This is a genomic window from Candidatus Pantoea deserta, assembly GCF_003813865.1.
Classification (GTDB): Bacteria; Pseudomonadota; Gammaproteobacteria; order Enterobacterales; family Enterobacteriaceae; genus Pantoea; species Pantoea deserta.
Window position 1 is genome coordinate 230,891 of the sequence record NZ_RMVG01000004.1, and the last position, 24,049, is coordinate 254,939.

The following is a 24,049-nucleotide window of genomic DNA, read 5'->3' on the forward strand; positions in this document are numbered from 1 at the left end:
AATAATAGACTATTCTTCCTTTAAGCCCTTCCGTACACTCGCGTTACTACTTTATAAGGCAAGGAATTACCATGAAAAAAATCGTCGCCTCTTTGTTAGCGATGTCGCTGACAGCGGCCTTTGCCGCGCAGGCCGCCACGCCAAAAGATACGCTGGTTATCGCTCAGTCCACCGATGACGCCGACAGTTTCGATCCGGCCAAAGGCTTCGAGCTGACCAGCGTGCAGACCTTTACCAATATCTATCAGCGTCTGGTGCAGTCCGATCCGCAAAATCCCACCGATCTGAAGCCGACGCTGGCAACCAGCTGGCAGCCCGGCAGCGACAACCGCAGTCTGACCTTTGAACTGCGCAAAGATGCAAAATTCTCTACCGGCAATCCGCTCCGCCCGGAAGACGTGATTTTTTCCCTCGGCCGCGTGGTAAAGCTTAACCTCGATCCCGCCTTTATTCTGACGCAGCTCGGCTGGACCAAAGAGAACGTTGACGGCTTTCTGAAGAAAGTCGACGACAACCACGTGCAGATTAGCTGGACGGCGAATGTCAGCCCGACTTACGTGCTGAGTCTGCTGTCCGCGCCGGTGTCGTCGATTGTCGATGAAAAAACCGTGATGGCCAACGAGAAGAACGGCGACCTGGGCAACGGCTGGCTGGCGACCCATTCGGCAGGCAGCGGCCCGTACCAGATCCGCAAGGTGGTGCTGCATCAGGTGGTGCTGCTGAGCGCTAACCCGACGTCTCCCGCCGGCGCGCCGAAGCTGAAAAATATTCTGATCAAAAACGTGCCTGAACCCGCCGCGCGTCGTCTGCTGCTGGAGCAGGGCGATGCCGATATCGCACGCAACCTCGGCGCCGATCAGATCGCCGCGCTGAAAGGCAAAGCAGGCGTGAAGACCGAAGCGATCCCTATGGCCTCGCTCTACTATATTCAGTTCAACGTCGGCGGCAACGAGACGCTGAAGAACCCGGCGCTGTGGGAAGCCGCGCGTTATCTCTTTGACTACAAAGGCATCGCCAGCGATCTGCTGAAAGGCCAGTTCGACGTGCACCAGACGTTCCTGCCGAAGGGCTTCCTCGGCGCGGTCAACGACACCCCTTACAGCTACGATCCTGAGAAAGCGAAAGCGATTCTGCAAAAAGCCGGTCTGACCAACGTCAGCTTTGATCTCTCCACCAGCAATCAGCCGCCCTATCTCGACATCGCGCAGGCGTTGCAGGGCAGCTTCGCCAAAGGCGGCGTAAAGATTAACGTCCAGCCAGGCCTTAGCTCCGAGGTCTCCACTAACGTGAAGGCGCATAAGTATCAGGCGACGCTTAACGCCTGGGGGGCGGACTATTTCGATCCCAACACCAACGCCGCCTCTTTCGCCTATAACCCGGAAGACGGCAGCAAGACCATCGCTTACCGTTCAGACTGGCATATTCCTGAGCTGAACAAGCAGGTGCTGGCCGCCACGGCGGAAAGCGATCCGCAGAAGCGCGTCGCCCTCTATAAGACGATGCAGGAATCGGTGCTGAAAAACTCACCTTACGTGATTGGTCTCCAGGCGCGTAACCTGATTGCTCTGCGCGACAATTTGCAGGGCTACGTACAGGGTATTAACCCAGACATGGTGTATTACGCGCAGGTCAGTAAATAATGGCGCAGTCAGCCTCTCGTGCCGGGTTCGCCCGGCATCTCTGGCCGCGCCTGTCGCGGCTTATCACCAGCCTGCTGTCGCTGCTGGTGACGCTGCTCGGCCTGCTGGCCTTTACCTTTATGCTGTCGCACCTCTCCCCGGTGGATCCGGTGCAGCAGATCGCGGGCGATCACGCCAGCGAAGCCACCTACGCGCAGGTGCGTCACGATCTGGGGCTGGATCAGCCGGTGCTGGTACAGTTCTGGCGCTATCTTGAACACCTGGCGCGCGGCGATCTCGGCCTGTCGCATCTGACTAATCAGCCGGTGGCGAACGACCTGATGCAAACCTTTCCCGCCACCATTGAGCTGGCGACCTGCTCAATGATCTTCGCAGCGGTTTTCGGCGTGAGCCTGGCGCTGCTTGCCGCGTGGAAACCCGGCAGCATTATCGACAACGTGGCGCGCTTTATCTCGCTGCTCGGCTACTCGGTGCCGGTGTTCTGGCTCGGCCTGCTCGGACTGCTGCTGTTCTACGCCGTGCTGCACTGGTCGGCCGGTCCGGGGCGGCTTGACGACCTCTATGTTTATACGCTGGAGCCGAAAACCGGCTTTGTGCTGATCGACAGCTGGCTTTCCGGCGACCCTGAGATGTTTCGCAACGCCCTCGCCCATCTGTGGCTGCCGGTAGTGATCCTCGGCCTGCTGGCCATGGCGGGCATTACCCGCCTGCTGCGCGCCGCGCTGCTGGAAGAGAGCAGCAAAGAGTACGTGACGCTGGCGCGCGCCAAGGGCGCCGGTCGCGGCCGTATCCTGCTGCGCCATATCTTCCCTAACGTCCTGGGTACGCTGGTCACGGTTATCGCCCTCTCCTACGCCACCCTGCTGGAAGGATCAGTGCTGACGGAAACGGTATTCGCCTGGCCGGGCGTCGGACGCTATATGACTAACGCGCTCTTCTCCGCCGACGTTCCCGCTATCCTCGGCTCTACGCTGCTGATCGGCACCTGCTTCGTGCTGCTTAACGCGCTGGCAGACGCCTTAACCTGGTTAACCGATCCGAGAACCCGATGACGCAACAACTCTCTGAACTTGAAACGCTGCGGCCGCGCCGTCGCCGCCATCGCGTCACCTCGCTGACCATCGGTCTGACGCTGGTGGCGATCCTGGTGCTGACCGCGCTGTTCGCTCCGCTGCTGGCCCCGGTCGATCCCAATATGCAGACGATTTCGGCGCGCCTGCTGCCGCCGTCGGCGCAGCACTGGTTCGGCACCGACGGCTTTGGCCGCGATCTGCTGTCGCGCGTGATCTACGGCGCGCGCCCGACGCTGCTGCTGGTGTCGCTGATCCTGGTGCTGACCATTCCGGTCGGCCTGCTGGTCGGCATCACCGCCGGTTACGTTGGCGGCTGGACGGAGCGCGTGCTGATGCGCATTACCGATATTTTTCTCTCGCTGCCTAACCTGGTGATCGCGCTGGCGCTGGTGGCGATGCTGGGTCCGGGCCTGATGAACGGCGCGCTGGCGCTGGCGCTCACCAGCTGGCCGCCTTTCGCCCGCCAGGCGCGCGCGGAGACGCTGGCGCTGCGCCGCAGCGACTATCTGGCCGCCGCGCGTATGCAGGGCATTACCGGCCTGCGCCTGATGTTCGGCCATATTCTGCCGCTCTGCCTGCCGACCGCCGTGGTGCGCGCCGCGCTCAGCCTCGGCGGCATTATTCTCTCCGCCGCCGGTCTCGGCTTCCTGGGTATGGGCGTGCAGCCGCCGACCGCAGAGTGGGGATCCATGGTAGCCGAAGGCAGCAAAGTGATTTTCGACCAGTGGTGGGTCGCCGCCGCGCCCGGCGCAGCGATTCTGTTCGCCAGCCTGGCCTTTAACCTGACAGGCGACGGCCTGCGCGATCGACTGGATACCCGCCATGCCAAATGATCTGTTACTTCACGCCGAGTCGCTGAGCATTCGCAGCGACGACGCGCTGCTGGTGGATAACATCAGCTTCCGTATCGGCCGCGAGCGCGTGGCGCTGGTGGGAGAATCGGGTTCCGGCAAGTCGCTGACCGCCCGCTCGCTGATGGGACTGCTGTCGCCCGCGCTGCATCTGCACGCGCAAAGGCTGGAGGTGGCCGGTCAGGATGCGCTGCGCCTGAGCGAAAAAGCCTGGAGCGCGCTGCGCGGCGATACCGTCGCGATGGTGATGCAGGATCCGAAATACGCGCTGAACCCGACGCGCACCATCGGCTGGCAGGTAGAGGAGCCGCTGCTGCTGCACCGCCGCCTGAGCCGCAGCGAACGCAAAGAGAAAGTATGCGACATGCTGGACGCCGTAGGCCTGCCGCAGCCGCGTCAGCTGATGCAGCGCTATCCGCACCAGCTCTCCGGCGGCATGGGGCAACGCGTTATGCTGGCGATCGCGCTGATTACCGATCCCGCTTTTTTGATCGCCGATGAGCCGACTTCGGCGCTCGATCATGCGATGCGCGATCAGGTGCTGGCCCTGATCCGCCGCCTGGTCGAGGCGCGCAGTATGGGGCTGCTGTTGATCAGCCACGATCTGCAACAGGTATCGGAGCACTGCGAGCGGGTGATGGTGATGTATAAAGGCCGCGTGCTCGATACGCTGCCCGCTGCCGATCTGCCGCGCGCTACCCATCCCTATACGCGCACGCTGTGGTCGTGTCGTCCGAGCAAGGCGACGCACGGCGAGGCGCTGCCGGTGCTGGACCGCGCCGCGCTGGAGGCGAATCATGATTAATCTGCAACAGCTTAGCGTTTCGCATAAACAGGGCTATGAACTGCGCACCGTGGTGCATGAGGTTGATTTACAGGTCAAGGCCGGAGAGTGTTTTGGTCTGGTCGGCCCGTCCGGCTGCGGCAAATCGTCGCTGCTGTGGGTGATGGCCGGGCTGAACCCGCACTGGCAGGGAAAAATGCAGCTGGCGGGCAGTGACGTCGCGCCGGGCAAACCCTTTACCGGCCAGCTACGTCGCGACGTGCAGATGGTGTTTCAGGATCCCTACGCTTCGCTGCACCCGCGCCATCGCCTGCGCCGCACGCTGGCGGAGCCGCTGAAGCTGCTAAAACGCGACAATATCGACGATCGCATTAATCAGGGCTTTCGCCACGTGGGGCTGGACCCGGCGCTGGCGGATCGCTATCCGCACCAGCTCTCCGGCGGTCAGCGCCAGCGCGTAGCCATTGTGCGCGCGCTGCTGCTGGAGCCGAAGATCCTGCTGCTGGATGAGCCGACCTCGGCGCTGGATATGTCGGTGCAGGCGGAGATCCTCAATCTGCTCAACGATCTCAAACGCGACGACGGCCTGACGATGGTGCTGGTGAGTCACGATCCCGACGTGATCGATCATATGTGCGATCGCGCCGTGCGTATGGCGCAGGGACGCATCGTCGCGCAGATAAGTGCCTGACAGAATGCGCGGGTACCAGGCTATACTCGCGCAATCTATCCGCAAAGAGGTCACTATGACAGTTAAGCTACGCCCGCTGGAGCGGGAGGATCTCCACTTTGTCCATCAGCTGGATAACAACGCCAGCGTCATGCGCTACTGGTTTGAAGAGCCGTATGAAGCCTTTGTTGAACTCTCCGATCTCTACAACAAACATATTCACGACCAGAGCGAACGCCGCTTTGTGGTCGAACACGACGGCCAGAAAGCCGGACTGGTCGAGCTGGTCGAGATTAACCATGTGCATCGGCGCGCCGAGTTTCAGATCATTATCGATCCGGCGCATCAGGGCAAAGGGCTGGCCAGCCAGGCGGCGAAGCTGGCGATGGAGTATGGTTTTTCAGTGCTGAATCTTTACAAGCTCTACCTGATCGTCGATCAGGAGAATGAGAAAGCGATCCATATCTACAGCAAGCTGGGCTTTGAAACCGAGGGCGTGCTGAAGCACGAGTTCTTTATCAACGGCGAGTACCGCAACACCATTCGCATGTGCATTTTCCAGCATCAGTTTCTGGAAAGGTTCCGCTCAGGCGGCGCGATGGTGAAGCCCACCGCGCAGTAATCTTTCTTAGCCGCGCGCGCCAACCGGGTTCATATAGGGGCGCGGATGTTCCGGATAGAGGTTGTACATCCCGCCGTTAAAGGGATCGATCAGCAGCCAGCCGGGAAAACCGCCCAGCGGGATATTGCCCAGCAGATACCACAGATTCGCCCGGCCTTCGATGGGCAGCGTCACCGGCACATAGCCGGGACTCTCCAGCATGACCTGATAGCGCTTCTTGCCGAAATAGCGGCCCGTGGACTTCGCCAGTTCAACCGTCTGCGGCGTGAAGCCTTCTGCGACCGGGCGCCCATTCTCATCCTGTACGGTAAAGCGCGCGCCCTGCGGCTGCGAATCGATACGCACCGCCTGGGTTGACGAGCCGACAATGGTCGCACAGCCGCTGAGCAGCAGCGCGGCGGCAAGGATTAGAAGTCGCTGTTTCATGGGAAGATCCGCAAAAGGGTCAGGGAGGGCAGTATAAACCACCCTTGCGCCGTTAATCGGCTTAGCATCGCCTGTTTTCTGCGCTTTATTGCGGTTGACAGCCGTGCGCTATCGCCGCGATATCCTGCGGCGTGGTGCGGCAGCAGCCGCCAATCAGTCTGGCGCCTGCGTTGCGCCACTCCGGCAGTTTGTCGTGCAGCGTGCAGCCCGACGGCGCTGAGTGCCAGGTTTTTGTCGTCGCATCATACTGTTCGCCGGAGTTGGGATAGACCACCAGCGGCTTGCTGGTCAGCGCGCTTAACTGTTGCAGCGCTGGCGTGACCTGTTCCAGCGCGATGCAGTTGATGCCCAGCGCCACGACCTGCGGCTGCGCGTGCAGAAAAGCCACCACCTCGCGCAGCGGCGTGCCGTCGCTGATATGTCCGGCGTCGCGCAGGGTAAAGGAGAACCAGGCCTGCGCGCCGGGAAATTCCGCCAGCAGCGCCGCCAGCGCCTGCGCTTCAGCAAAAGAGGGCAGCGTTTCGCACGCCAGCAGATCCGCGCCCGCCGCCAGCAGCGTCTGCACGCGCGGACGGTGAAACGCCATCATCTCTTCCTGCGGCAGCGCATAGTCGCCGCGATACTCCGCGCCGTTGGCGAGGTAAGCGCCGTAAGGTCCCACCGAACCGGCCACCAGCAGCCTGGCCTGGCTGCTGGCTGTCGCCTGATAGTCGTCGCGCGCGCGCCGCGCCAGCTCTACGCTGCGGGCAATAAGCTGCCGTGACTGCGCCTCATCCAGCCCGCGCGCCGCAAACCCCTGCGGCGTCGCCTGATAGCTGGCGGTAATAGCGACGCGCGCGCCTGCCGCGAAGTAGTCGCGATGCACCTGATAGATCAGCTCAGGATCCTCCATCAGCACCCTGGCGGACCAGAGCGCGTCGGCCAGATTGCAGCCGCGCGCTTCCAGCTCGGTCGCCAGCGCGCCGTCCAGAATCAGGATGTCGTTTTCGGCCAGCGCCTGCGCGACGGGATTATGCTGCATCATTGGCCTCCTCAGCCTGCGTTTTTTTATGGGTGACAGCGTAAGCCGCATAGCAAAACAACACAAAGGGAATACCGCACCACAGCGCGATGCGCTGCGACGGATCGAACGCCAGCCCGACGCACGCCAGCAGGCAGAGCGCAAAGCCCAGTATCGGCGTCAGCGGGTAGAAGGGGGCGCGATAAGCCAGTTCGCTCAGCGCCCTGCCCTGCGCCAGATGACGGCGACGGAACAGGTAGTGCGACGCGCAGATGCTGAGCCAGACCGCGACCACCGCAAAGCCGGAGATGGCCGACAGCGCAACGAACACGGTGTCAGGCGCAATCACGCTGGAAAGCAGCGCCAGCACCCCGCCCAGCATACTGACGGTAATCGCCAGCTGCGGCACGCCGCGTTTATTGACGCGGGCAAAGCAGCGAGGCAGCGTTTTCTCATTCGCCAGCGACCAGAGCATACGGCCAGAGGCGTAGAGTCCGGAGTTGGCCGCCGACAGGATCGCCGTGAGGATCACGAAGTTGACCACATCGGCCGCCCAGGGAATGCCGATCTTTTCAAATACCAGCACAAAGGGGCTTTTAACGATGCCAGCCTGATCCATGGGAATCAGCGCCGCCAGAACCAGAACCGTGCCCACAAAGAAGATGATCAGGCGCGCCACCGTGGTGCGGATCGCCAGCGGCAGGACCTTTTGCGGATTTTCCGTTTCGCCTGCGGCGATACCGATCAGCTCAGTGCCGGAGAAAGCGAAGTTAACCGCCACCATGGTCATAATGATCGGCAGAACGCCGTGCGGCAGCCAGCCGTGCTGCGTCAGGTTACTCAGTCCCGGCGCGGCGCTGCCGTCTTTTAGCGGAATAAAGCCAAACATCGCCGCCGCGCCCAGTACGATAAAGGCGATGATAGTGATGACTTTGATCAGGGAAAACCAGAACTCGCCCTCGGCGAAAAAGCGCGTGGAGATGATATTCAGCAGGTAGATAGCGACGCAGAACACCAGGCACCAGATCCACACCGGCACCTGCGGAAACCAGTACTGCATACAGAAGCCCGCCGCGGTAAAGCTGGAGCCGAGCGCCACTGTCCAGGTCAGCCAGTAGAGCCAGGCGACGGTATAGCCCGTTGCCGGACTGATGTAGCGCGCCGCGTAAACGTGAAACGCGCCGGTCTCCGGCATTGCGACCGACAGCTCACCCAGACAGACCATGACCAGCCAGACCACCAGCGCGCCGATCAGGTAGGCCAGCAGCGTGCCCGCTGCGCCAGTCGTTGAAATGATATAGCCAGTGTTAAAAAACAGGCCGGTGCCGATGACGCCGCCCAGCGACAACATCACCAGATGACGCGCCTTCATCGTGCGTTTAAATTGTTCCCGTGACGGGTTTTGCTGCTCACTCATCTTTTTATCCGTATGGACGTCTAAACATCTATACGCAAGGGTTATACCCGTCGGCAGCGCGAATTGCAACGTGATAAAAGATAAGGATTTGGTAAGTAGCTCGCCGTGCCCCGCGCTGACGGGGCTGGCTGCGATCAGCCGAAGACGCTTTGCAAATAGCGCTCCAGCGCAATGCGCGAACTGAATCCGTGGGGAATGCCGTAATGCTCCTGCGACTCGCCCGCCAGATAGAGTGGAAACCGCGTGTAGTGATCGCAGGTTTTCATTTCTGACGCCGGTTCGGCAAACGGCTGACTTTTCTCTTTCAGCGTGGGATGGATTACCAGCGCCGTGCGTCCCATACGGGCTTCGCGGTTAACGTAAACATAGCTCTCGCCACGGCGATAGCCGTAAGCTTTAGGCGTGACTTCATCGACTTCAAATCCCGCTTTTTCCAGAACGCGCGCTACCTCATCGGGTCGTAAATACATGCTCTTTCCTCTCTTCTTTCAAGCCTCGCAACCTTACAACAGCACGCCGCCATGCGGCTTTCGGAATTTCCCTAAACCCCGGCTTTGCCGATGCGTTTATCCGCGTATCGTCTACACTGAGTATTGCGTTTAAAATCAAAGGGAGCGAAAAAAATGTTTAATCGAACCACTAAAAACGATGACATTGATGTGAACCAGGATGTAAACGATCTCGCTGATTCGCTGGAAGCGCTACTGAAATCCTACGGCAGCGAAGCGAAAGATGAAGTCGATTCTGCCCGCAGTCAGGCGCAGGCGCTGCTGAAGCAGACGCGCGCAAAACTCAACGGCGGCCATAACCGCGTGTCTCAGGCGGCGCGCGATGCGGGTTCGCAGGTACACGCCTATGTGCAGGAGAAACCCTGGCACGGCGTCGGCATCGGCGCTGCGGTAGGCCTGTTCCTTGGCGCGCTGCTGACAAGTCGCCGCTAACCTGCCGCCTGCTGCTATCAGCCTCGCCTCGGCGAGGCTTTTTTTTGCCTGTTTTTTAAACCATCGTCTTTACAAAATTTTTTTTCCGCTGTGTTCAGCCGCGCTACCCCGCATGACGTCTGGCGTCAGCCGCCTCTTCCCCCTTTCCGTGGCAAAACCCCTATATCTGGTATGCTTGAATTTAAATACCGCTATATCTAGTATTCACCTTATCACCCAGACACAAGAGGCGAGCGCGAGCGAACAGGAAAGTGCCAACATTCGCCAGCGCTTCGCACAAGACTTGTCCATGACCAAAGGGAAATACGAATCATGAGCATTATTATTTACACCCGGAATAACTGTGTCCAGTGCAACGCGACTAAAAGCGCTCTCGACCGTCAGGGGATTGCCTACCAGCTGATCAATCTCGACGCGCAGCCAGACGCCATCGACAGCCTGAAATCCCTCGGCTATCGCCAGGTGCCGGTGGTGATGGCCGGCGGCGACCACTGGAGCGGCTTCCGCCCCGACAAGATTGCCGGGCTGCGCCAGCTGGCGGCGGCTGGAGCGTAGCGCCATGTTTCCACTGGTCTACTTCTCCAGCCAGTCGGAAAACACCCATCGGTTTATTACCCGGCTGGGTCTGCCGGCGCGCCGCATTCCGCTGGACCTTGCCGCGCGCCTGCATCACCACCAGCCCTATATTCTGGTCGTGCCCAGCTATGGCGGCGGCGGCAGCCGCGGCGCGGTGCCCAGACAGGTAATTCACTTTCTTAATGATGAAACGAACCGACGCGGCATTCGCGGCGTGATCGCAGCGGGCAACCGTAACTTCGGCGAGGCCTACTGTCTGGCCGGAGAGATTATTGCGCAAAAATGCCAGGTTCCCGTGCTCTACCGCTTTGAGCTAATGGGCACGCCGGAAGACATCGCCACGGTTAAAGCAGGAGTAACCCAGTTTTGGCAACTACAGACACCCTCAATGGCGTAGCGCTGGACTATCACGCGCTCAACGCGATGCTGAACCTTTACGATGCCGAGGGCCGCATCCAGTTCAGCAAAGATCGCGAAGCGACCCGCCAGTTTTTCCTGCAACACGTCGAGCCTCATACCCTGTCCTTCGCCAGCGCGGCGGAGCGCCTGCGCTATCTGGTCGCTGAGGGCTATTACGAAGCCGCGGTGCTGAATCAGTATGACTTCGACTTTTTGTGCCGCTTTCACGAAGAGGCGGCGGCATGGGGCTTTGAGTTTAAAACCTTCCTGGGCGCGTGGAAGTTTTATACCAGCTATACGCTGAAAACTTTCGACGGCAAGCGCTATCTGGAGACCTTCGAGCAGCGCGCCTGCATGGTGGCGCTGACACTGGCGCAGGGCAGCGAGACGCTGGCGCGTTCGCTGCTGGAAGAGATGCTGAGCGGTCGCTTCCAGCCTGCGACCCCGACCTTTCTGAACTGCGGCAAACAGCAGCGCGGCGAGCTGGTCTCCTGCTTCCTGCTGCGCATCGAAGACAATATGGAGTCGATTGGCCGCGCGGTAAATTCAGCGCTCCAGCTCTCGAAACGCGGCGGCGGCGTGGCGTTTCTGCTCTCTAACCTGCGTGAAAACGGCGCGCCGATTAAACGCATTGAGAATCAGTCTTCCGGCGTGATTCCGGTGATGAAGATGCTGGAAGACGCCTTCTCCTACGCCAACCAGCTTGGCGCGCGTCAGGGCGCGGGCGCGGTGTGGCTCAACGCCCACCATCCCGATATATTGCGTTTCCTCGACACTAAGCGGGAAAACGCCGACGAGAAGATCCGTATTAAAACGCTGTCGCTCGGCGTGGTGATCCCTGACATCACCTTCCGGCTGGCAAAAGAGAATCGCCAGATGGCGCTGTTCTCCCCCTATGACGTAGAGCGTATTTACGGCCAGGCGTTCGGCGACATCAGCATCAGCGAGAAGTATGACGAGATGGTGGCGGACGACCGCATCCGCAAAAGCTGGATCCAGCCGCGCGACTTCTTTCAGACGCTGGCGGAGATCCAGTTCGAATCCGGCTATCCCTACATCATGTATGAAGACAGCGTGAACCGCAGCAATCCCATCGCCGGTCGTATCAACATGAGCAACCTCTGCTCGGAGATTTTGCAGGTCAACAGCGCCAGCGAGTTCAACGAGGACCTCAGCTATCGCCGTATCGGCAAGGATATTTCCTGTAACCTCGGCTCGCTGAATATCGCGCACGCCATGGACTCGCGCGATCTGGCGCGAACGGTAGAGGTTGCCGTGCGCGCGCTGACGGCGGTGTCCGATATGAGCCATATCGGCTCGGTGCCGTCCGTGGCGGAAGGCAATCAGCGCTCTCATGCGATTGGTCTCGGTCAGATGAACCTGCACGGCTATCTGGCGCGGGAAGGCATCGCCTATGGCTCGCCGGAGGCGCTCGATTTCACCAACCTTTATTTTTACTGCGTCACCTGGCACGCGCTGCGCACCTCAAATCAGCTGGCGCGCGAACGCGGTCAGCGCTTCGACGGCTTCGAACGCTCGACCTATGCCAGCGGCGCATACTTCGATAAATATATCGAGCGCGACTGGCTGCCGCGCACCGAGCGCGTGGCGCAGCTGTTCGCCGAGGCCGGTATTGCGCTGCCGACGCGCGCCGACTGGCTGGCGCTGCGCGAAGCGGTGCAGCAGCACGGTCTCTATAACCAGAATCTTCAGGCGATTCCGCCGACCGGCTCGATCTCCTATATCAACCACGCGACGTCGAGCATTCACCCGATCGTGTCGCGCATCGAGATCCGCAAAGAGGGTAAAACCGGACGCGTTTACTATCCGGCTCCCTTTATGACCAATGAGAACCTGGCGCTCTATCAGGATGCGTATCAGATCGGTCCGGAAGCGATTATCGACACCTACGCCGAAGCGACGCAGCACGTCGATCAGGGGCTGTCGCTGACGCTGTTTTTCCGCGACGACGTCACCACCCGCGACATCAACAAAGCGCAAATTTATGCCTGGAAAAAAGGCATCAAAACGCTTTATTACATTCGACTGCGCCAGATGGCGCTACAGGGCACAGAGGTGCAGGGCTGCGTTTCCTGCGCCCTGTGATGAAAACTATGCGATTACACTCAATTCAGGCCATAAACTGGAACTGTCTTCAGGACGAGAAAGATCTTGAAGTGTGGAACCGTCTGACCAGCAACTTCTGGCTGCCGGAAAAAGTCCCACTCTCTAACGATCTGCCTGCCTGGCAGACGCTGGACAAACAGCAGCAGCAGCTGACCATCCGCGTCTTTACCGGGCTGACGCTGCTCGACACCATTCAGAACGTGATCGGCGCGCCGGGTCTGATGCCGGATGCGCTGACGCCGCATGAAGAGGCGGTACTGTCGAATATCAGCTTTATGGAGGCGGTGCACGCCCGCTCCTACAGCTCTATCTTTTCCACGCTGTGTAACACCAGCGATGTCGATGCCGCCTACCAGTGGAGTGAAGAGAATGACGCGCTGCAAAACAAGGCGCGTATTATTCTGGAGCACTACCGCGCCGATGACCCGCTGAAGAAAAAGATCGCCAGCGTGTTTCTTGAATCTTTTCTCTTCTACTCCGGCTTCTGGCTGCCGATGTACTGGTCCAGCCGCGGCAAGCTGACCAACACCGCCGACCTGATCCGGCTGATCATTCGCGATGAGGCGGTGCACGGCTACTACATCGGCTACAAGTTTCAGAAAGCGCTGGAACAGGCCGATGAGGCGCGGAAAGATGAGCTACAGCAGTTTGCGTATGATCTGCTGCTGGCGCTGTATGAAAATGAAGTGGTCTATACCGAAGCGCTGTACGGCGAGGTTGGCTGGGCGGAGGAGGTGAAAACCTTTTTGCACTACAACGCCAACAAGGCGCTGATGAATCTGGGGTATGAAGCGCTGTTTCCGGCAGAGCTTACCACGGTGAATCCGGCTATCCTCGCCGCGCTCTCTCCTAACGCTGACGAAAACCATGACTTTTTCTCTGGCTCCGGCTCCTCCTATGTAATGGGAACAGCGGTAGAAACCGAAGACGAAGACTGGGACTTTTAACTCTCCCGTATCGGACCCGTCGCGGTCCGATACTTTTATTTCCCTGCCGCCTTTGCCGCCCGCTATTTAGCGCAAAACCTCTTTTTTATTTCCTGTTTATTCCCGGTCTTTTGCGCTGAAATCCCGCCATTCCGCCCTGCCGTTTTCTGTCAATTCGGACGCCTGAAGCGTCAAATCGGCAAGATTTCAGGTCGCGTCAGCAAAAAATTATTTGCCGCTTATCCCTTGCAGGCTATGGGAATTTCGCCACACTCACCCTCCTCCCCGCCATGAATATCTGCATTCAGGGTTGTCAGATATTGTCAGTATGTTACGGTATCCACCGCTTAAATTTAACCAGGAAAGCTGAACGCCAGATAATTTTAACAGGATTTTATTACTGAATGGCAATTAAACTTGAAGTAAAAAACCTTTATAAAATATTCGGGGAAAATCCCGATCGCGCATTTAAATATATTGAGAAAGGGGAAAGCAAAGAGACAATACTGGCGAAAACCGGATTGTCGCTGGGCGTCAAAAACGCCAGTCTGGCCATTGAAGAAGGCGAGATCTTCGTCATCATGGGACTCTCCGGCTCCGGAAAATCCACCATGGTTCGCCTTCTCAATCGTCTGATAGAGCCGACACGAGGCCAGGTCATCATTGACGGCGTCGATATTGCGAAAATATCCGACAGCGAACTGCGCGAGGTGCGCAGAAATAAAATCAGCATGGTATTTCAGTCATTTGCGCTGATGCCGCATATGAGCGTGCTAAATAACACCGCCTTCGGCATGGAATTAGCAGGCGTTCCGCTGGCAGAGCGTCAGGAAAAAGCGCTGGATGCGCTGCGCCAGGTCGGTCTGGAAAATTACGCTCACGCTTATCCTGATGAACTCTCTGGCGGTATGCGCCAGCGTGTTGGATTAGCGCGCGCGCTGGCTATTAATCCCGATATATTACTTATGGACGAGGCGTTTTCCGCGCTCGACCCGCTGATCCGCACCGAAATGCAGGATGAGCTGGTCAAGCTACAGGCAAAACATCAGCGCACCATTATTTTTATTTCCCACGATCTCGATGAGGCGATGCGCATCGGCGATCGCATTGCCATTATGCAGGGCGGCGAAGTGGTGCAGGTTGGCACGCCGGACGAAATTCTCAATAACCCGGCCAACGACTATGTGCGCACCTTTTTCCGCGGCGTCGATATTAGTCATGTCTTTAGCGCCAAAGATATAGCGCGCCGCAGCGCCGGCGCGCTAATCCGTAAAGCGCCCGGCTTTGGCCCGCGCTCAGCCATCAAGCTGTTGCAGGACGAAGACCGCGAATTTGGCTACGTGCTGGAAAAGCAAAGGTTTGTCGGCGTGGTCTCGACCGATTCGCTGAAAACCGCGCTGGCCGCGGGCGAAGGGCTGGAGAGCGCTCTGCTTGAGACGCCAGCCGCCGTTCCCTCCGATACCTCCCTGAACGATCTGCTGAGCCACGTCGCGCACGCGCCCTGCGCAGTGCCTGTGGTGGGAGACGAAAATCAGTATGTAGGTATTATTTCCAAAGGCATGTTATTACGCGCCTTAGATCGTGAGGGAGCGTCATCATGAGTGCACAAAACAGTAATCCGTGGGACAGCGCAGGCGCCGCGCCGCAGGCTGCCGATGCCGCCCAGACAGCCAGCGATCCCTGGTCAGGCGCGGCGGATAGCGCAACGCAAAGCAGCACGCCAGCCAGCAGCGGCGCTGACGCCTGGGGCACGCCGGACGGCGGCGGCGCGCATGACGCCGCCAGCAGCGCCGTCAGCAGCAGCGACTGGCTGAACAGCGCGCCTGCGCCCCAGCCGGAACACTTCTCGCTGCTCGATCCCTTTCATAAGACCCTGATCCCGCTGGATAGCTGGGTGACAGAAGGGATCGACTGGGTGGTCAGCCATTTTCGTCCGGTGTTTCAGGGCGTTCGCGTACCGGTAGACTATATCCTCAGCGCATTTCAGCAACTGCTGCAAAGCCTGCCCGCGCCGGTGGCGATCGTGGTGTTTGCCCTGATCGCCTGGCAGATCGCCAGTCCGGCGATGGGCCTGGCGACGCTGGTCTCGCTGGTGCTGATCGGCGCGATTGGCGCCTGGTCGCAGGCGATGGTGACGCTGGCGCTGGTGCTGACCGCCCTGCTGTTCTGTATCGTTATCGGGCTGCCGCTGGGCATCTGGCTGGCGCGCAGCGAACGCGCGGGCCGTATCGTTCGGCCGCTGCTGGATGCGATGCAGACGACCCCGGCCTTCGTCTATCTGGTGCCGATCGTTATGCTGTTCGGCATCGGTAACGTCCCCGGCGTGGTGGTGACTATTATCTTCGCCCTGCCGCCGATGGTGCGTCTGACCATTCTCGGCATTAAGCAGGTACCCGCCGATCTGATTGAGGCCAGCGAATCCTTTGGCGCCAGCCCGCGCCAGATGCTGTTCAAAGTGCAGCTCCCGCTGGCAATGCCGACCATTATGGCGGGGGTTAACCAGACGCTGATGCTGGCGCTGTCGATGGTGGTGATTGCCTCAATGATCGCCGTGGGCGGACTGGGTCAGATGGTGCTGCGCGGCATTGGCCGCCTCGATATGGGACTTGCCACGGTTGGCGGCGTCGGCATCGTGATCCTCGCCATTATTCTCGACCGTTTAACCCAGTCTGTGGGCCGCGATGGCCGTAGCCGCGGCAGCCGTCACTGGAGCCATACCGGCCCGATCGGCCTGCTGACGCGCCCTTTCCGTAAAGCCTGATTTTTCGGGCAGCCCCTCACGGCTGCCCGCCTCGCAACACCGACAATAAGGAATAAGTATGCGCAAGACCGCACCTCTCCTCGCCGCCGTGTTGACCACGCTCGCTGTCGCTCAGGTCTCCGCCGCCGATCTGCCGGGTAAAGGCATCACGGTTAAGCCCGCGCAAAGCACCATTGCCGAAGAAGGTTTTCAGACGCTGCTGGTGGGCCGCGCGCTGGAAAAACTGGGCTACACGGTAGAAAAGCCGAGCGAGATTGATTACAACGTGGCCTATACCTCTATCGCCTCCGGCGACCTTACCTTTGTCGCCACCAACTGGCAGCCGCTGCACGACGATATGTACAACGCCGCCGGCGGCGACAAGAAGTTTTACCGTGAAGGCACCTATGTCTCCGGCGCGGCGCAGGGTTATCTCATCGACAAGAAAACCGCCGAGCAGTATCACATCACCAATATTGAGCAGCTAAAAGATCCCAAAATCGCGCAGCTGTTCGACAGCAATGGCGACGGCAAAGCCGATATGACCGGCTGTACGCCCGGCTGGGGCTGCGAAGCGGTGATTAACCATCAGAATACGGCTTTCGGTCTGAGCGACACCGTGACCGCCAATATGGGCAACTATGCCGCGATGGTGGCCGATACGCTGGCGCGCTTTAAGCAGGGTAAGCCGATTCTTTACTATACCTGGACGCCCTACTGGCTGAGCGACGTGCTGAAGCCGGGTCGCGACGTAGTGTGGTTGCAGGTGCCCTTCTCCTCGCTGCCGGGCGCGCAGAGCAAGGTTGACACGAAACTGCCTAACGGCGCGAACTATGGTTTCCCGGTCAATACCATGCATATTGTCGCGAACAAGGCCTGGGCAGAGCAGAACCCGGCGGCGGCGAAGCTGTTTGCTGAGATGAAGCTGCCTATTACCGACATCAACGCGGAAAACGCGGCCATGCATGCCGGTCAGGCATCAGAAGCGGATATTAATCGTCACGTCGATGGCTGGATCAAGGCGCACCAGCAGCAGTTCGACAAGTGGGTACAGGATGCCCTTGCGGCTGCAAAGTAAGTAACCACTCACTTACGGGGCAGAACTCTCTGCCCCTTCGCTTATCTACGAATCGACTGGTACGTCCTGTTAATTAACGCATAAAGGAAATAATTTTTTAGGTTATTATTACCTGATTATGATTATTATCGCCTGCCTGATATAAATGACTGATAACCGCCATGTCCTGACGCCTGCGCTGGTGTTGCTGATGTCTGTCGCCACCGGTCTTTCCGTGGCCAGCAACTACTATGTCCAGCCGCTCCTGCATACCGTCGCCAACGATTTCGGCCTTTCCGTTAGCCTGGCGGGATTTATCGTTACCACCGCTCAGCTTGGCTATGCCTGCGGTTTGCTGCTGCTGGTTCCCCTTGGCGATATGCTTGAGCGTCGGGCGCTGATCGTCTGCATGAGCCTGCTGGCCGCGGGCGGCATGGTGATTACCGCTACCTCCTCTTCCTTTGCGCTGCTGCTGCTCGGCACCGTACTGACCGGCTTGTTTTCCGTGGTGGCGCAAATTCTGGTGCCGCTGGCCGCCACGCTGGCCGCGCCGGAAAAACGCGGCAAAATCGTCGGCACAGTGATGAGCGGCCTGCTGCTTGGCATTCTGCTGGCGCGCACCGTCGCCGGGGCGCTGGCGCAGCTGGGCGGCTGGCGCACCGTCTACTGGACGGCCAGCCTGTTAATGGTGCTGATGGCGCTGGCGCTGTGGCGCTATTTGCCGCGCGTCAAACAGTCGGTCTCGCTTAACTATCCGCAGCTGCTGGGATCGATTTTTCAGCTTTATAAGGCGAATCGCGTTATCCGCACCCGCGCCTGGGCCGGCTGCCTCTCATTCGCTAACTTCAGCGTACTCTGGACCTCAATGGCCTTCCTGCTCGCCTCGCCGCCTTACAACTATTCCGAAGGCGAAATCGGCCTGCTGGGCCTGGTGGGCGCCGCGGGCGCGCTGGCCGCGCGCCAGGCCGGTTCACTGGCGGATAAAGGCAAAGCCAGGGTGACGACAACCCTGGGGCTGCTGATTATGCTGGCCTCCTGGGGCATGACGGCGCTGGGCGCGCACTCATTGCTGGCGCTGATTATCGGTATTCTGCTGCTCGACCTTGCGGTTCAGGGCGTCCATATCACCAATCAGAGCGTGATTTACAGCCAGATGCCCGAAGCGCGTAACCGTCTGACCGCAGGCTATATGACCAGTTACTTTATCGGCGGCGCCTTCGGTTCCATTCTCTCCGCTAACGCCTATCACATCGCCGGCTGGTACGGCGTCTGCGCCGCAGGCGTGGCGATGACCTTGCTCAACCTGCTGATTTGGTGGCGCGGCTATCGCTTCGAAGCGCCTCAGGGGAATGTAAATAAGACCGTTAAATTGTGACTGACTCTGGTCACTAATGGTTAGTTTTGGTATGGTTAGCAATAAATCTATTCACAATAGTTATTTTTTCTTGCGAAATTATTTAGCAAACAAAAAGTTTCTGTTTTATTGATAACGCCTGCTGCAAATCTGAACGGCAAAGGGCGAGGGTTTTGTGCCCAGGGTTACGGATTGACCTGGAAACACCTGATGACGACAGTGTGATCTTCTGAACAATCGCGCGGAGTAAAAATCGCTACGCTCAATCTGTCACCATCGTTACTATATTAGTTGCAACTAGTGAGGTTTTTTTATAATGGAAAGTTCGTTTACTCCCATTGAACAGATGCTTAACATCCGCGCAAATCGCCATAAAGATTTCCCGCTGCACGAAATCATTCTGACGCGTCTGTGCATGCACATGCAGGGAAAGCTGCTGGAAAACCGCAACAAGATGTTAAAGGCGCAGGGAATTAACGAAACCTTATTCATGGCGCTGATCACGCTGGACGCGCAGGAAAATCAGAGCATCCAGCCCTCTGAGCTGAGCGCCGCGCTGGGTTCGTCGCGCACCAACGCGACTCGTATCGCGGATGAGCTGGAGAAACGCGGCTGGATCGAGCGCCGTGAGAGCGACAACGATCGTCGCTGCCTTCATCTGCATCTGACCGACAAAGGGAATGAGTTTCTGCGTCAGCTGCTGCCGCCGCAGCATCAGAGCCTGCAATACCTCTGGTCTTCTCTCTCCAGCGACGAAAAATCGCAGCTGGAAGGCATCACGCGTAAGTTGCTCAATCGTCTCGACAAAATGGACGAAGATCAGGTCATCGCCTCCCTCTCTCGCTAATAGCAAGAACTGCGACACAATCACCTGTCGAAACCGTTATTTTAATCCCCTTTTATCCGGCCAGCGCTCTGTCGCTGGCTTTTTTCGACCTGGGCTACGTGAAAAGGATGTTTGCGCCCCGACTATATGAATCAGGTGGAGAACAACATGAGTGCAACGGCAGAGGCGCAAAGTCCGCAGCAGCCAGCTAATAAAAAGAAAACGCGCAAAAAAGTGTTGCTGGCGCTGGCGCTGCTTTTTGTGCTGGCAGGCATCGCATGGGGCGTTTACTGGTTTTTAGTGCTGCGTCACTTCCAGGAGACTGACGATGCCTATGTGGCCGGGAATCAGGTGCAGGTTATGGCGCAGGTTTCCGGCAGCGTCAATAAGGTGTGGTTTGACGATACCGATTTTGTGAAAAAAGGCGACGTGCTGGTTTCGCTGGATAAAACCGACGCCGAACAGGCCTTTAAGAAAGCCCAGACCGCGCTGGCCACCAGCGTTCGTCAGACCCATCAGCTGATGATCAACGGCAGACAGTATCAGGCCAGTATCACGCTGCAACAGACGGCGCTGGCGCAGGCGGAAGCCGATCTGAAACGTCGCGAGCCGCTGGGCGCCTCTAACCTGATTGGTCGCGAAGAGTTGCAGCACGCACGCGACGCGGTCGCTACCGCCAAAGCGCAGCTTGACGTGGCTATCCAGCAGTACAACGCCAATCAGGCGATGATCCTTAATACCTCGCTGGAGAATCAACCTGCGGTGCAGCAGAGCGCGGCTGAGCTGCGCGACGCCTGGCTGGCGCTGCAACGCACCGATATTCGCAGCCCAATGGACGGCTATGTTTCGCGCCGCAGCGTGCAGGTCGGCTCGCAAATTGATACCGGCACCGCGCTGATGGCCGTGGTTCCCGCAACCAACCTGTGGATCGACGCCAACTTCAAAGAGACGCAGCTGGCAGGCGTGCGCATCGGCCAGTCGGCAACGGTGGTGGCCGATATTTACGGCGACGATGTGGTTTACCACGGCAAAGTGGTAGGTCTGGATATGGGCACCGGCAGCGCCTTCTCGCTGCTGCCTGCCCAGAATGCGACCGGCAACTGGATCAAAGTCGTTCAGCGCCTGCCGGTGCGTATCGAGCTGAACCAGGACGACATCGCTAAGCATCCGCTGCGTATTGGGCTGTCGACGCTGGTAAAAGTCGATACCACGGATAAAAACGGCAGCGCGCTCGCCACCAGCGTTCGCCAGCAGGCCGCCTACAGCAGTAATGCGCTGGCGATTGACCTGGCCCCGGTGAATCAGCTGATCGCTGACATCGTTCGCGCCAACGCCGGATGATGACGCGGAGGTTGTTATGGCACAAAAACCGCTAGAAGGCGCGCCGCTGGTCTTAATGACCATTGCGCTCTCATTGGCGACCTTTATGCAGGTGCTGGACTCGACCATTGCCAACGTGGCGATCCCCACCATTGCAGGCAATCTGGGCGCGTCCAACTCGCAGGGCACCTGGGTCATTACCTCGTTCGGCGTGGCGAACGCGATCTCCATTCCGATTACCGGATGGCTGGCGAAGCGCATCGGCGAGGTAAAGCTGTTTACCTGGGCGACGATTCTGTTTGCGCTCGCCTCATGGGCGTGCGGCATGTCGGAAAGTCTGGAGATGCTGATCTTTTTCCGCATTATCCAGGGGGTAGTGGCCGGTCCGCTGATTCCGCTGTCGCAGAGTCTGCTGCTCAGCAACTATCCGCCGGCGAAACGCAGCATCGCCCTCTCGCTGTGGGCGATGACCGTGATCGTCGCGCCTATCTGCGGCCCGATTCTTGGCGGCTGGATTAGCGATAACTACCACTGGGGCTGGATCTTCTTTATTAACGTGCCGATCGGCGCGGTGGTGGTGATGCTGACGCTACAGACGCTGCGCGGGCGGGAAACCCGCACCGAGATCCGCCCTATCGACGTGGTCGGACTGGTGCTGCTGGTTGTCGGCATCGGCTGTCTTCAGGTCATGCTGGATCGCGGTAAAGAGCTTGACTGGTTTAACTCCACCGAAATTATCGTGCTGACGGTGGTCGCCGTGATATCGCTGGCGGTGCTGCTGGTGTGGGAGCTGACAGACGACCACCCGATCGTCGATCTGGCGCTGTTTAAATCGCGCAATTTCACCATCGGCTGCCTCTCTATCAGCCTCGCCTACATGCTCTACTTCGGCTCTATTGTGCTGTTGCCGCAGCTGTTGCAGGAGGTTTACGGCTATACGGCGACCTGGGCGGGTCTGGCCTCTGCGCCGGTGGGGATTATTCCGGTTATTCTGTCGCCCATTATCGGCCGCTTCGCCCACAAGCTGGATATGCGGCGGCTGGTGACCTTTAGCTTTATTATGTATGCCATCTGCTTCTACTGGCGCGCCTATACCTTCGAGCCGTCAATGGACTTCGGCGCGTCAGCGTGGCCGCAGTTTATTCAGGGCTTTGCCGTCGCCTGCTTCTTTATGCCGCTGACCACCATTACTCTCTCCGGGCTGGCGCCGGAGCGGCTGGCGGCGGCGTCGAGCCTGTCGAATTTTGTGCGCACGCTGGCGGGGTCGATTGGCACCTCGATTACCACCACGCTGTGGACCAATCGGGAATCGATGCATCACAGCACCTTTACCGAGTCGATTACGCCCTATAATCCCAATGCGCAGCAGATGTATCAGCAGCTGGAGGGCATGGGCCTCTCCCACCAGCAGGCCTCAGCCTATATCGCGCAGCAGATTACCAATCAGGGATTAATTATCTCCGCCAATGAGATCTTCTGGGCGTCGGCTGGGGTGTTTTTGATTCTGCTGGTGCTCATCTGGTTTGCCCGCCCGCCGTTTGGATCGGGCAGCGGCGGCGGCGGCGCGCACTAATATGTCAGAAACAAAAACGGGCCTTGCGGCCCGTTTTTTTATGCGTTCTGACGCCACCATTCGGCAAGCAGAATGCCGGTCGCCACCGAGACGTTAAGGCTCTCCACGTTGCCGGTGCCGCCAATCGACAGGCTAATGTCGCCCTGCTGGAACGCGCTGTCTGACAGCCCTTCGCGCTCCTGGCCCAGCACCAGCACCATCTTCGCCGGCAGCTCGGCTTTCGCCAGCGGCGTGCCCTGATGGCTGGAGGTGGTGACGATGGTATAGCCCGCCTTACGGAAGGCTTCCAGACCGGCTGCAAAGCTTTCGCCGCTAATCGCCTGGACATGCTCTGCACCGCCTTCCGCGGTGCGTACCGCCGCGCCGGACTCCAGCAGCGAGGCGTCATTCACCAGCAGACCTTTAACGCCGAAGTGCGCGCAGCTGCGCATAATGCCGCCCAGGTTGTGCGGGTTGCTGACGTCTTCCAGCGCCAGCACGCAATCTTTCTCGCCCGCCTGACGCAGCCATTCGCTGACGGCCATGCCCATGCGCTTTTTGATAATAAAGCAGACGCCGCCGTGATGCTCCGTGCCGGAGGCTTTGGCCAGTTCGGCATCGTCCACTACATGATAGGCTTTGCGGTTCGCCGCCAGCCAGCGCAGCGCGTCACGGAAGCGCGGCGTGACGCTCTGGACGAACCAGGCGCGCACGATCGCTTCCGGACGACTCTGGAACAGGGCCTGACAGGCGTTCTCGCCATACACGCGCGTCTCTTCCTGACGCTGACGGCGGATCACTTCCGGATCGATAGTGACTTTGCCACTCTGCTCGGCCGGATTTTCTTCAGCCGCGGCGCGCTCGCTCGGCGGGCGCGACACGGTACGCCAGGGTGAAAACGACTCGTCGCCGCGCGGTTTGCGGCTGCCTTCGTCGCTGCGCGACTTGCGGCCAGCACCCTCTTCATTACGGCGGCCGCCTGTGGCGCGGCGAGAATCTTCCTGCTCATTACGACGGCCAGAGGAACGACGCGAATCTTCCTGACGGGCTGGGCGGCCACCTCCTTTACCGGTACGCGGATTCGGCGCGCGGGAGCCTGACTCGCCCTCATCTCGCACGTACATCACTTTTACCTTGCCACTTTTGCCTTTAAATTCGTCGTTCATCTGTTCCTCCTGCATTGAGAGCGCGAAGATTACCTGATGTGGTAGCGCTTAGCTATCAACTATTGAACCTATTGGACAATCCAGTTTGAGGGCTGTTCGCAACCTTCTCATAATGGACAATATTTACAAGACTGACACCTGCAAACCCTTAGAGGTCTCTATGAATACGGTATGTGCCTCCTGTCAGGCGACCAATCGCGTTCCGCAAGAGCGCGTCGCCGATGGAGCAAAATGCGGTCGCTGCGGCAGCGAACTGTTTAACGGCGAAGTGGCTAACGCTACCGCCGACACCCTGGACAAATATCTGCAAGACGATCTGCCGGTGGTGGTGGACTTCTGGGCGCCCTGGTGCGGTCCCTGCGTTAATTTCGCGCCTGTGTTTAAAGAGGTCGCGCAGGAGCGTAGCGGCCAGGTGCGTTTCGTTAAGGTCAATACCGAAGCGGAATCCGCCCTGAGCGCACGCTTTCGCATCCGCAGCATTCCCACCATTATGATCTTCCGTAAAGGCGAGCTGGTGGATATGCTGAACGGCGCGATGCCGAAAGCGCCCTTTAACGAATGGCTGGATGAATCGCTGTAGGC

Annotated in this window: 24 protein-coding genes; 19 read left to right on the forward strand and 5 right to left on the reverse strand. The window is 59.0% G+C overall.

Features of this window, described 5'->3' with window-relative positions:
• The first annotated feature begins 71 nt into the window (after positions 1-71).
• Genes BBB56_RS08610 through speG form a run of 6 tightly spaced genes read left to right on the forward strand, consistent with a single transcriptional unit; the run spans position 72 to position 5,640 of the window.
• Positions 72-1,640, forward strand: coding sequence for an ABC transporter substrate-binding protein (locus tag BBB56_RS08610; RefSeq protein WP_123800539.1), 1,569 nt, complete (start codon positions 72-74; stop codon positions 1,638-1,640).
• Entirely contained in the window at positions 1,640-2,692 is a 1,053-nt protein-coding gene (locus BBB56_RS08615; protein ID WP_123800540.1) for an ABC transporter permease, read from the forward strand. The genes BBB56_RS08610 and BBB56_RS08615 overlap by 1 nt, the downstream gene beginning before the upstream one ends.
• The gene (locus BBB56_RS08620; RefSeq protein WP_123800541.1) at positions 2,689-3,546 is read left to right on the forward strand and encodes an ABC transporter permease; all 858 of its coding nucleotides are present in this window, start codon (positions 2,689-2,691) and stop codon (positions 3,544-3,546) included. Before BBB56_RS08615 ends, BBB56_RS08620 begins: the two co-directional genes overlap by 4 nt.
• Positions 3,536-4,369, forward strand: a complete 834-nt coding sequence (locus BBB56_RS08625; RefSeq protein ID WP_123800542.1) for an ABC transporter ATP-binding protein — start codon at positions 3,536-3,538, stop codon at positions 4,367-4,369. Before BBB56_RS08620 ends, BBB56_RS08625 begins: the two co-directional genes overlap by 11 nt.
• Positions 4,362-5,039: an ABC transporter ATP-binding protein gene (locus BBB56_RS08630; RefSeq protein ID WP_123800543.1), complete on the forward strand. Its 678-nt coding sequence runs from the start codon at positions 4,362-4,364 to the stop codon at positions 5,037-5,039. The genes BBB56_RS08625 and BBB56_RS08630 overlap by 8 nt, the downstream gene beginning before the upstream one ends.
• Before the next feature lie 55 nt (positions 5,040-5,094).
• Entirely contained in the window at positions 5,095-5,640 is a 546-nt protein-coding gene (speG, locus tag BBB56_RS08635; RefSeq protein ID WP_033791956.1) for a spermidine N1-acetyltransferase, read from the forward strand.
• 6 nt (positions 5,641-5,646) lie between these two features.
• On the opposite strand, the gene BBB56_RS08640 is transcribed toward speG, so the two are convergent.
• From BBB56_RS08640 to BBB56_RS08655, 4 genes are all read right to left on the reverse strand, one after another.
• A complete protein-coding gene (locus BBB56_RS08640) occupies positions 5,647-6,066 on the reverse strand; it encodes a peptidase associated/transthyretin-like domain-containing protein (protein WP_123800544.1) in 420 nt (139 codons plus the stop codon).
• 85 nt (positions 6,067-6,151) lie between these two features.
• Positions 6,152-7,087 (reverse strand): homocysteine S-methyltransferase, encoded by a 936-nt coding sequence (gene mmuM / locus BBB56_RS08645; RefSeq protein WP_123800579.1) that lies wholly within the window; start codon positions 7,085-7,087, stop codon positions 6,152-6,154.
• A complete protein-coding gene (mmuP, locus tag BBB56_RS08650; protein ID WP_123800545.1) occupies positions 7,077-8,483 on the reverse strand; it encodes an S-methylmethionine permease in 1,407 nt (468 codons plus the stop codon). Before mmuP ends, mmuM begins: the two co-directional genes overlap by 11 nt.
• Positions 8,484-8,617: 134 nt before the next feature.
• Positions 8,618-8,953, reverse strand: coding sequence for a DUF2002 family protein (locus BBB56_RS08655; protein ID WP_123800546.1), 336 nt, complete (start codon positions 8,951-8,953; stop codon positions 8,618-8,620).
• 153 nt (positions 8,954-9,106) lie between these two features.
• Here BBB56_RS08655 and BBB56_RS08660 point away from each other — a divergent pair, with 153 nt between their 5' ends.
• The 12 genes from BBB56_RS08660 to emrB all read left to right on the forward strand — a co-directional run bounded on the left by BBB56_RS08660 (position 9,107) and on the right by emrB (position 22,322).
• The gene (locus BBB56_RS08660) at positions 9,107-9,424 is read left to right on the forward strand and encodes a DUF883 family protein (RefSeq protein WP_123800547.1); all 318 of its coding nucleotides are present in this window, start codon (positions 9,107-9,109) and stop codon (positions 9,422-9,424) included.
• Positions 9,425-9,736: 312 nt separating this feature from the next.
• Positions 9,737-9,979 carry a redoxin NrdH gene (locus BBB56_RS08665; RefSeq protein ID WP_123800548.1) on the forward strand — a complete coding sequence of 81 codons (243 nt, stop codon included), beginning with the start codon at positions 9,737-9,739 and terminating at the stop codon, positions 9,977-9,979.
• Between the two features lie 4 nt (positions 9,980-9,983).
• Positions 9,984-10,397 carry a class Ib ribonucleoside-diphosphate reductase assembly flavoprotein NrdI gene (nrdI, locus tag BBB56_RS08670; RefSeq protein ID WP_123800549.1) on the forward strand — a complete coding sequence of 138 codons (414 nt, stop codon included), beginning with the start codon at positions 9,984-9,986 and terminating at the stop codon, positions 10,395-10,397.
• A complete protein-coding gene (gene nrdE / locus BBB56_RS08675; protein WP_123800550.1) occupies positions 10,367-12,505 on the forward strand; it encodes a class 1b ribonucleoside-diphosphate reductase subunit alpha in 2,139 nt (712 codons plus the stop codon). Before nrdI ends, nrdE begins: the two co-directional genes overlap by 31 nt.
• Before the next feature lie 8 nt (positions 12,506-12,513).
• A complete protein-coding gene (nrdF, locus tag BBB56_RS08680) occupies positions 12,514-13,473 on the forward strand; it encodes a class 1b ribonucleoside-diphosphate reductase subunit beta (protein WP_123800551.1) in 960 nt (319 codons plus the stop codon).
• A 383-nt stretch (positions 13,474-13,856) separates the two neighbouring features.
• On the forward strand, positions 13,857-15,053 hold the full coding sequence (gene proV, locus BBB56_RS08685) for a glycine betaine/L-proline ABC transporter ATP-binding protein ProV (protein ID WP_123800552.1): 1,197 nt from the start codon (positions 13,857-13,859) through the stop codon (positions 15,051-15,053).
• Positions 15,050-16,213, forward strand: coding sequence for a glycine betaine/L-proline ABC transporter permease ProW (proW, locus tag BBB56_RS08690; protein WP_123800553.1), 1,164 nt, complete (start codon positions 15,050-15,052; stop codon positions 16,211-16,213). Before proV ends, proW begins: the two co-directional genes overlap by 4 nt.
• A gap of 58 nt (positions 16,214-16,271) precedes the next feature.
• Positions 16,272-17,270: a glycine betaine/L-proline ABC transporter substrate-binding protein ProX gene (gene proX / locus BBB56_RS08695; RefSeq protein ID WP_123800554.1), complete on the forward strand. Its 999-nt coding sequence runs from the start codon at positions 16,272-16,274 to the stop codon at positions 17,268-17,270.
• Positions 17,271-17,415: 145 nt separating this feature from the next.
• Positions 17,416-18,624: an MFS transporter gene (locus BBB56_RS08700; protein ID WP_123800555.1), complete on the forward strand. Its 1,209-nt coding sequence runs from the start codon at positions 17,416-17,418 to the stop codon at positions 18,622-18,624.
• A 295-nt stretch (positions 18,625-18,919) separates the two neighbouring features.
• Positions 18,920-19,450: a transcriptional repressor MprA gene (mprA, locus tag BBB56_RS08705; RefSeq protein WP_123800556.1), complete on the forward strand. Its 531-nt coding sequence runs from the start codon at positions 18,920-18,922 to the stop codon at positions 19,448-19,450.
• Positions 19,451-19,597: 147 nt separating this feature from the next.
• A complete protein-coding gene (emrA, locus tag BBB56_RS08710) occupies positions 19,598-20,770 on the forward strand; it encodes a multidrug efflux MFS transporter periplasmic adaptor subunit EmrA (RefSeq protein WP_123800557.1) in 1,173 nt (390 codons plus the stop codon).
• Between the two features lie 16 nt (positions 20,771-20,786).
• The gene (gene emrB, locus BBB56_RS08715; protein WP_123800558.1) at positions 20,787-22,322 is read left to right on the forward strand and encodes a multidrug efflux MFS transporter permease subunit EmrB; all 1,536 of its coding nucleotides are present in this window, start codon (positions 20,787-20,789) and stop codon (positions 22,320-22,322) included.
• 38 nt (positions 22,323-22,360) lie between these two features.
• Here the strand turns inward: emrB and BBB56_RS08720 are convergent, their stop codons facing one another.
• Positions 22,361-23,467 (reverse strand): tRNA/rRNA methyltransferase, encoded by a 1,107-nt coding sequence (locus tag BBB56_RS08720; protein ID WP_123800559.1) that lies wholly within the window; start codon positions 23,465-23,467, stop codon positions 22,361-22,363.
• Between the two features lie 160 nt (positions 23,468-23,627).
• On the opposite strand from BBB56_RS08720, the gene trxC reads away from it, so the two are divergent.
• On the forward strand, positions 23,628-24,047 hold the full coding sequence (gene trxC, locus BBB56_RS08725; protein ID WP_123800560.1) for a thioredoxin TrxC: 420 nt from the start codon (positions 23,628-23,630) through the stop codon (positions 24,045-24,047).
• Positions 24,048-24,049: the final 2 nt, after the last annotated feature.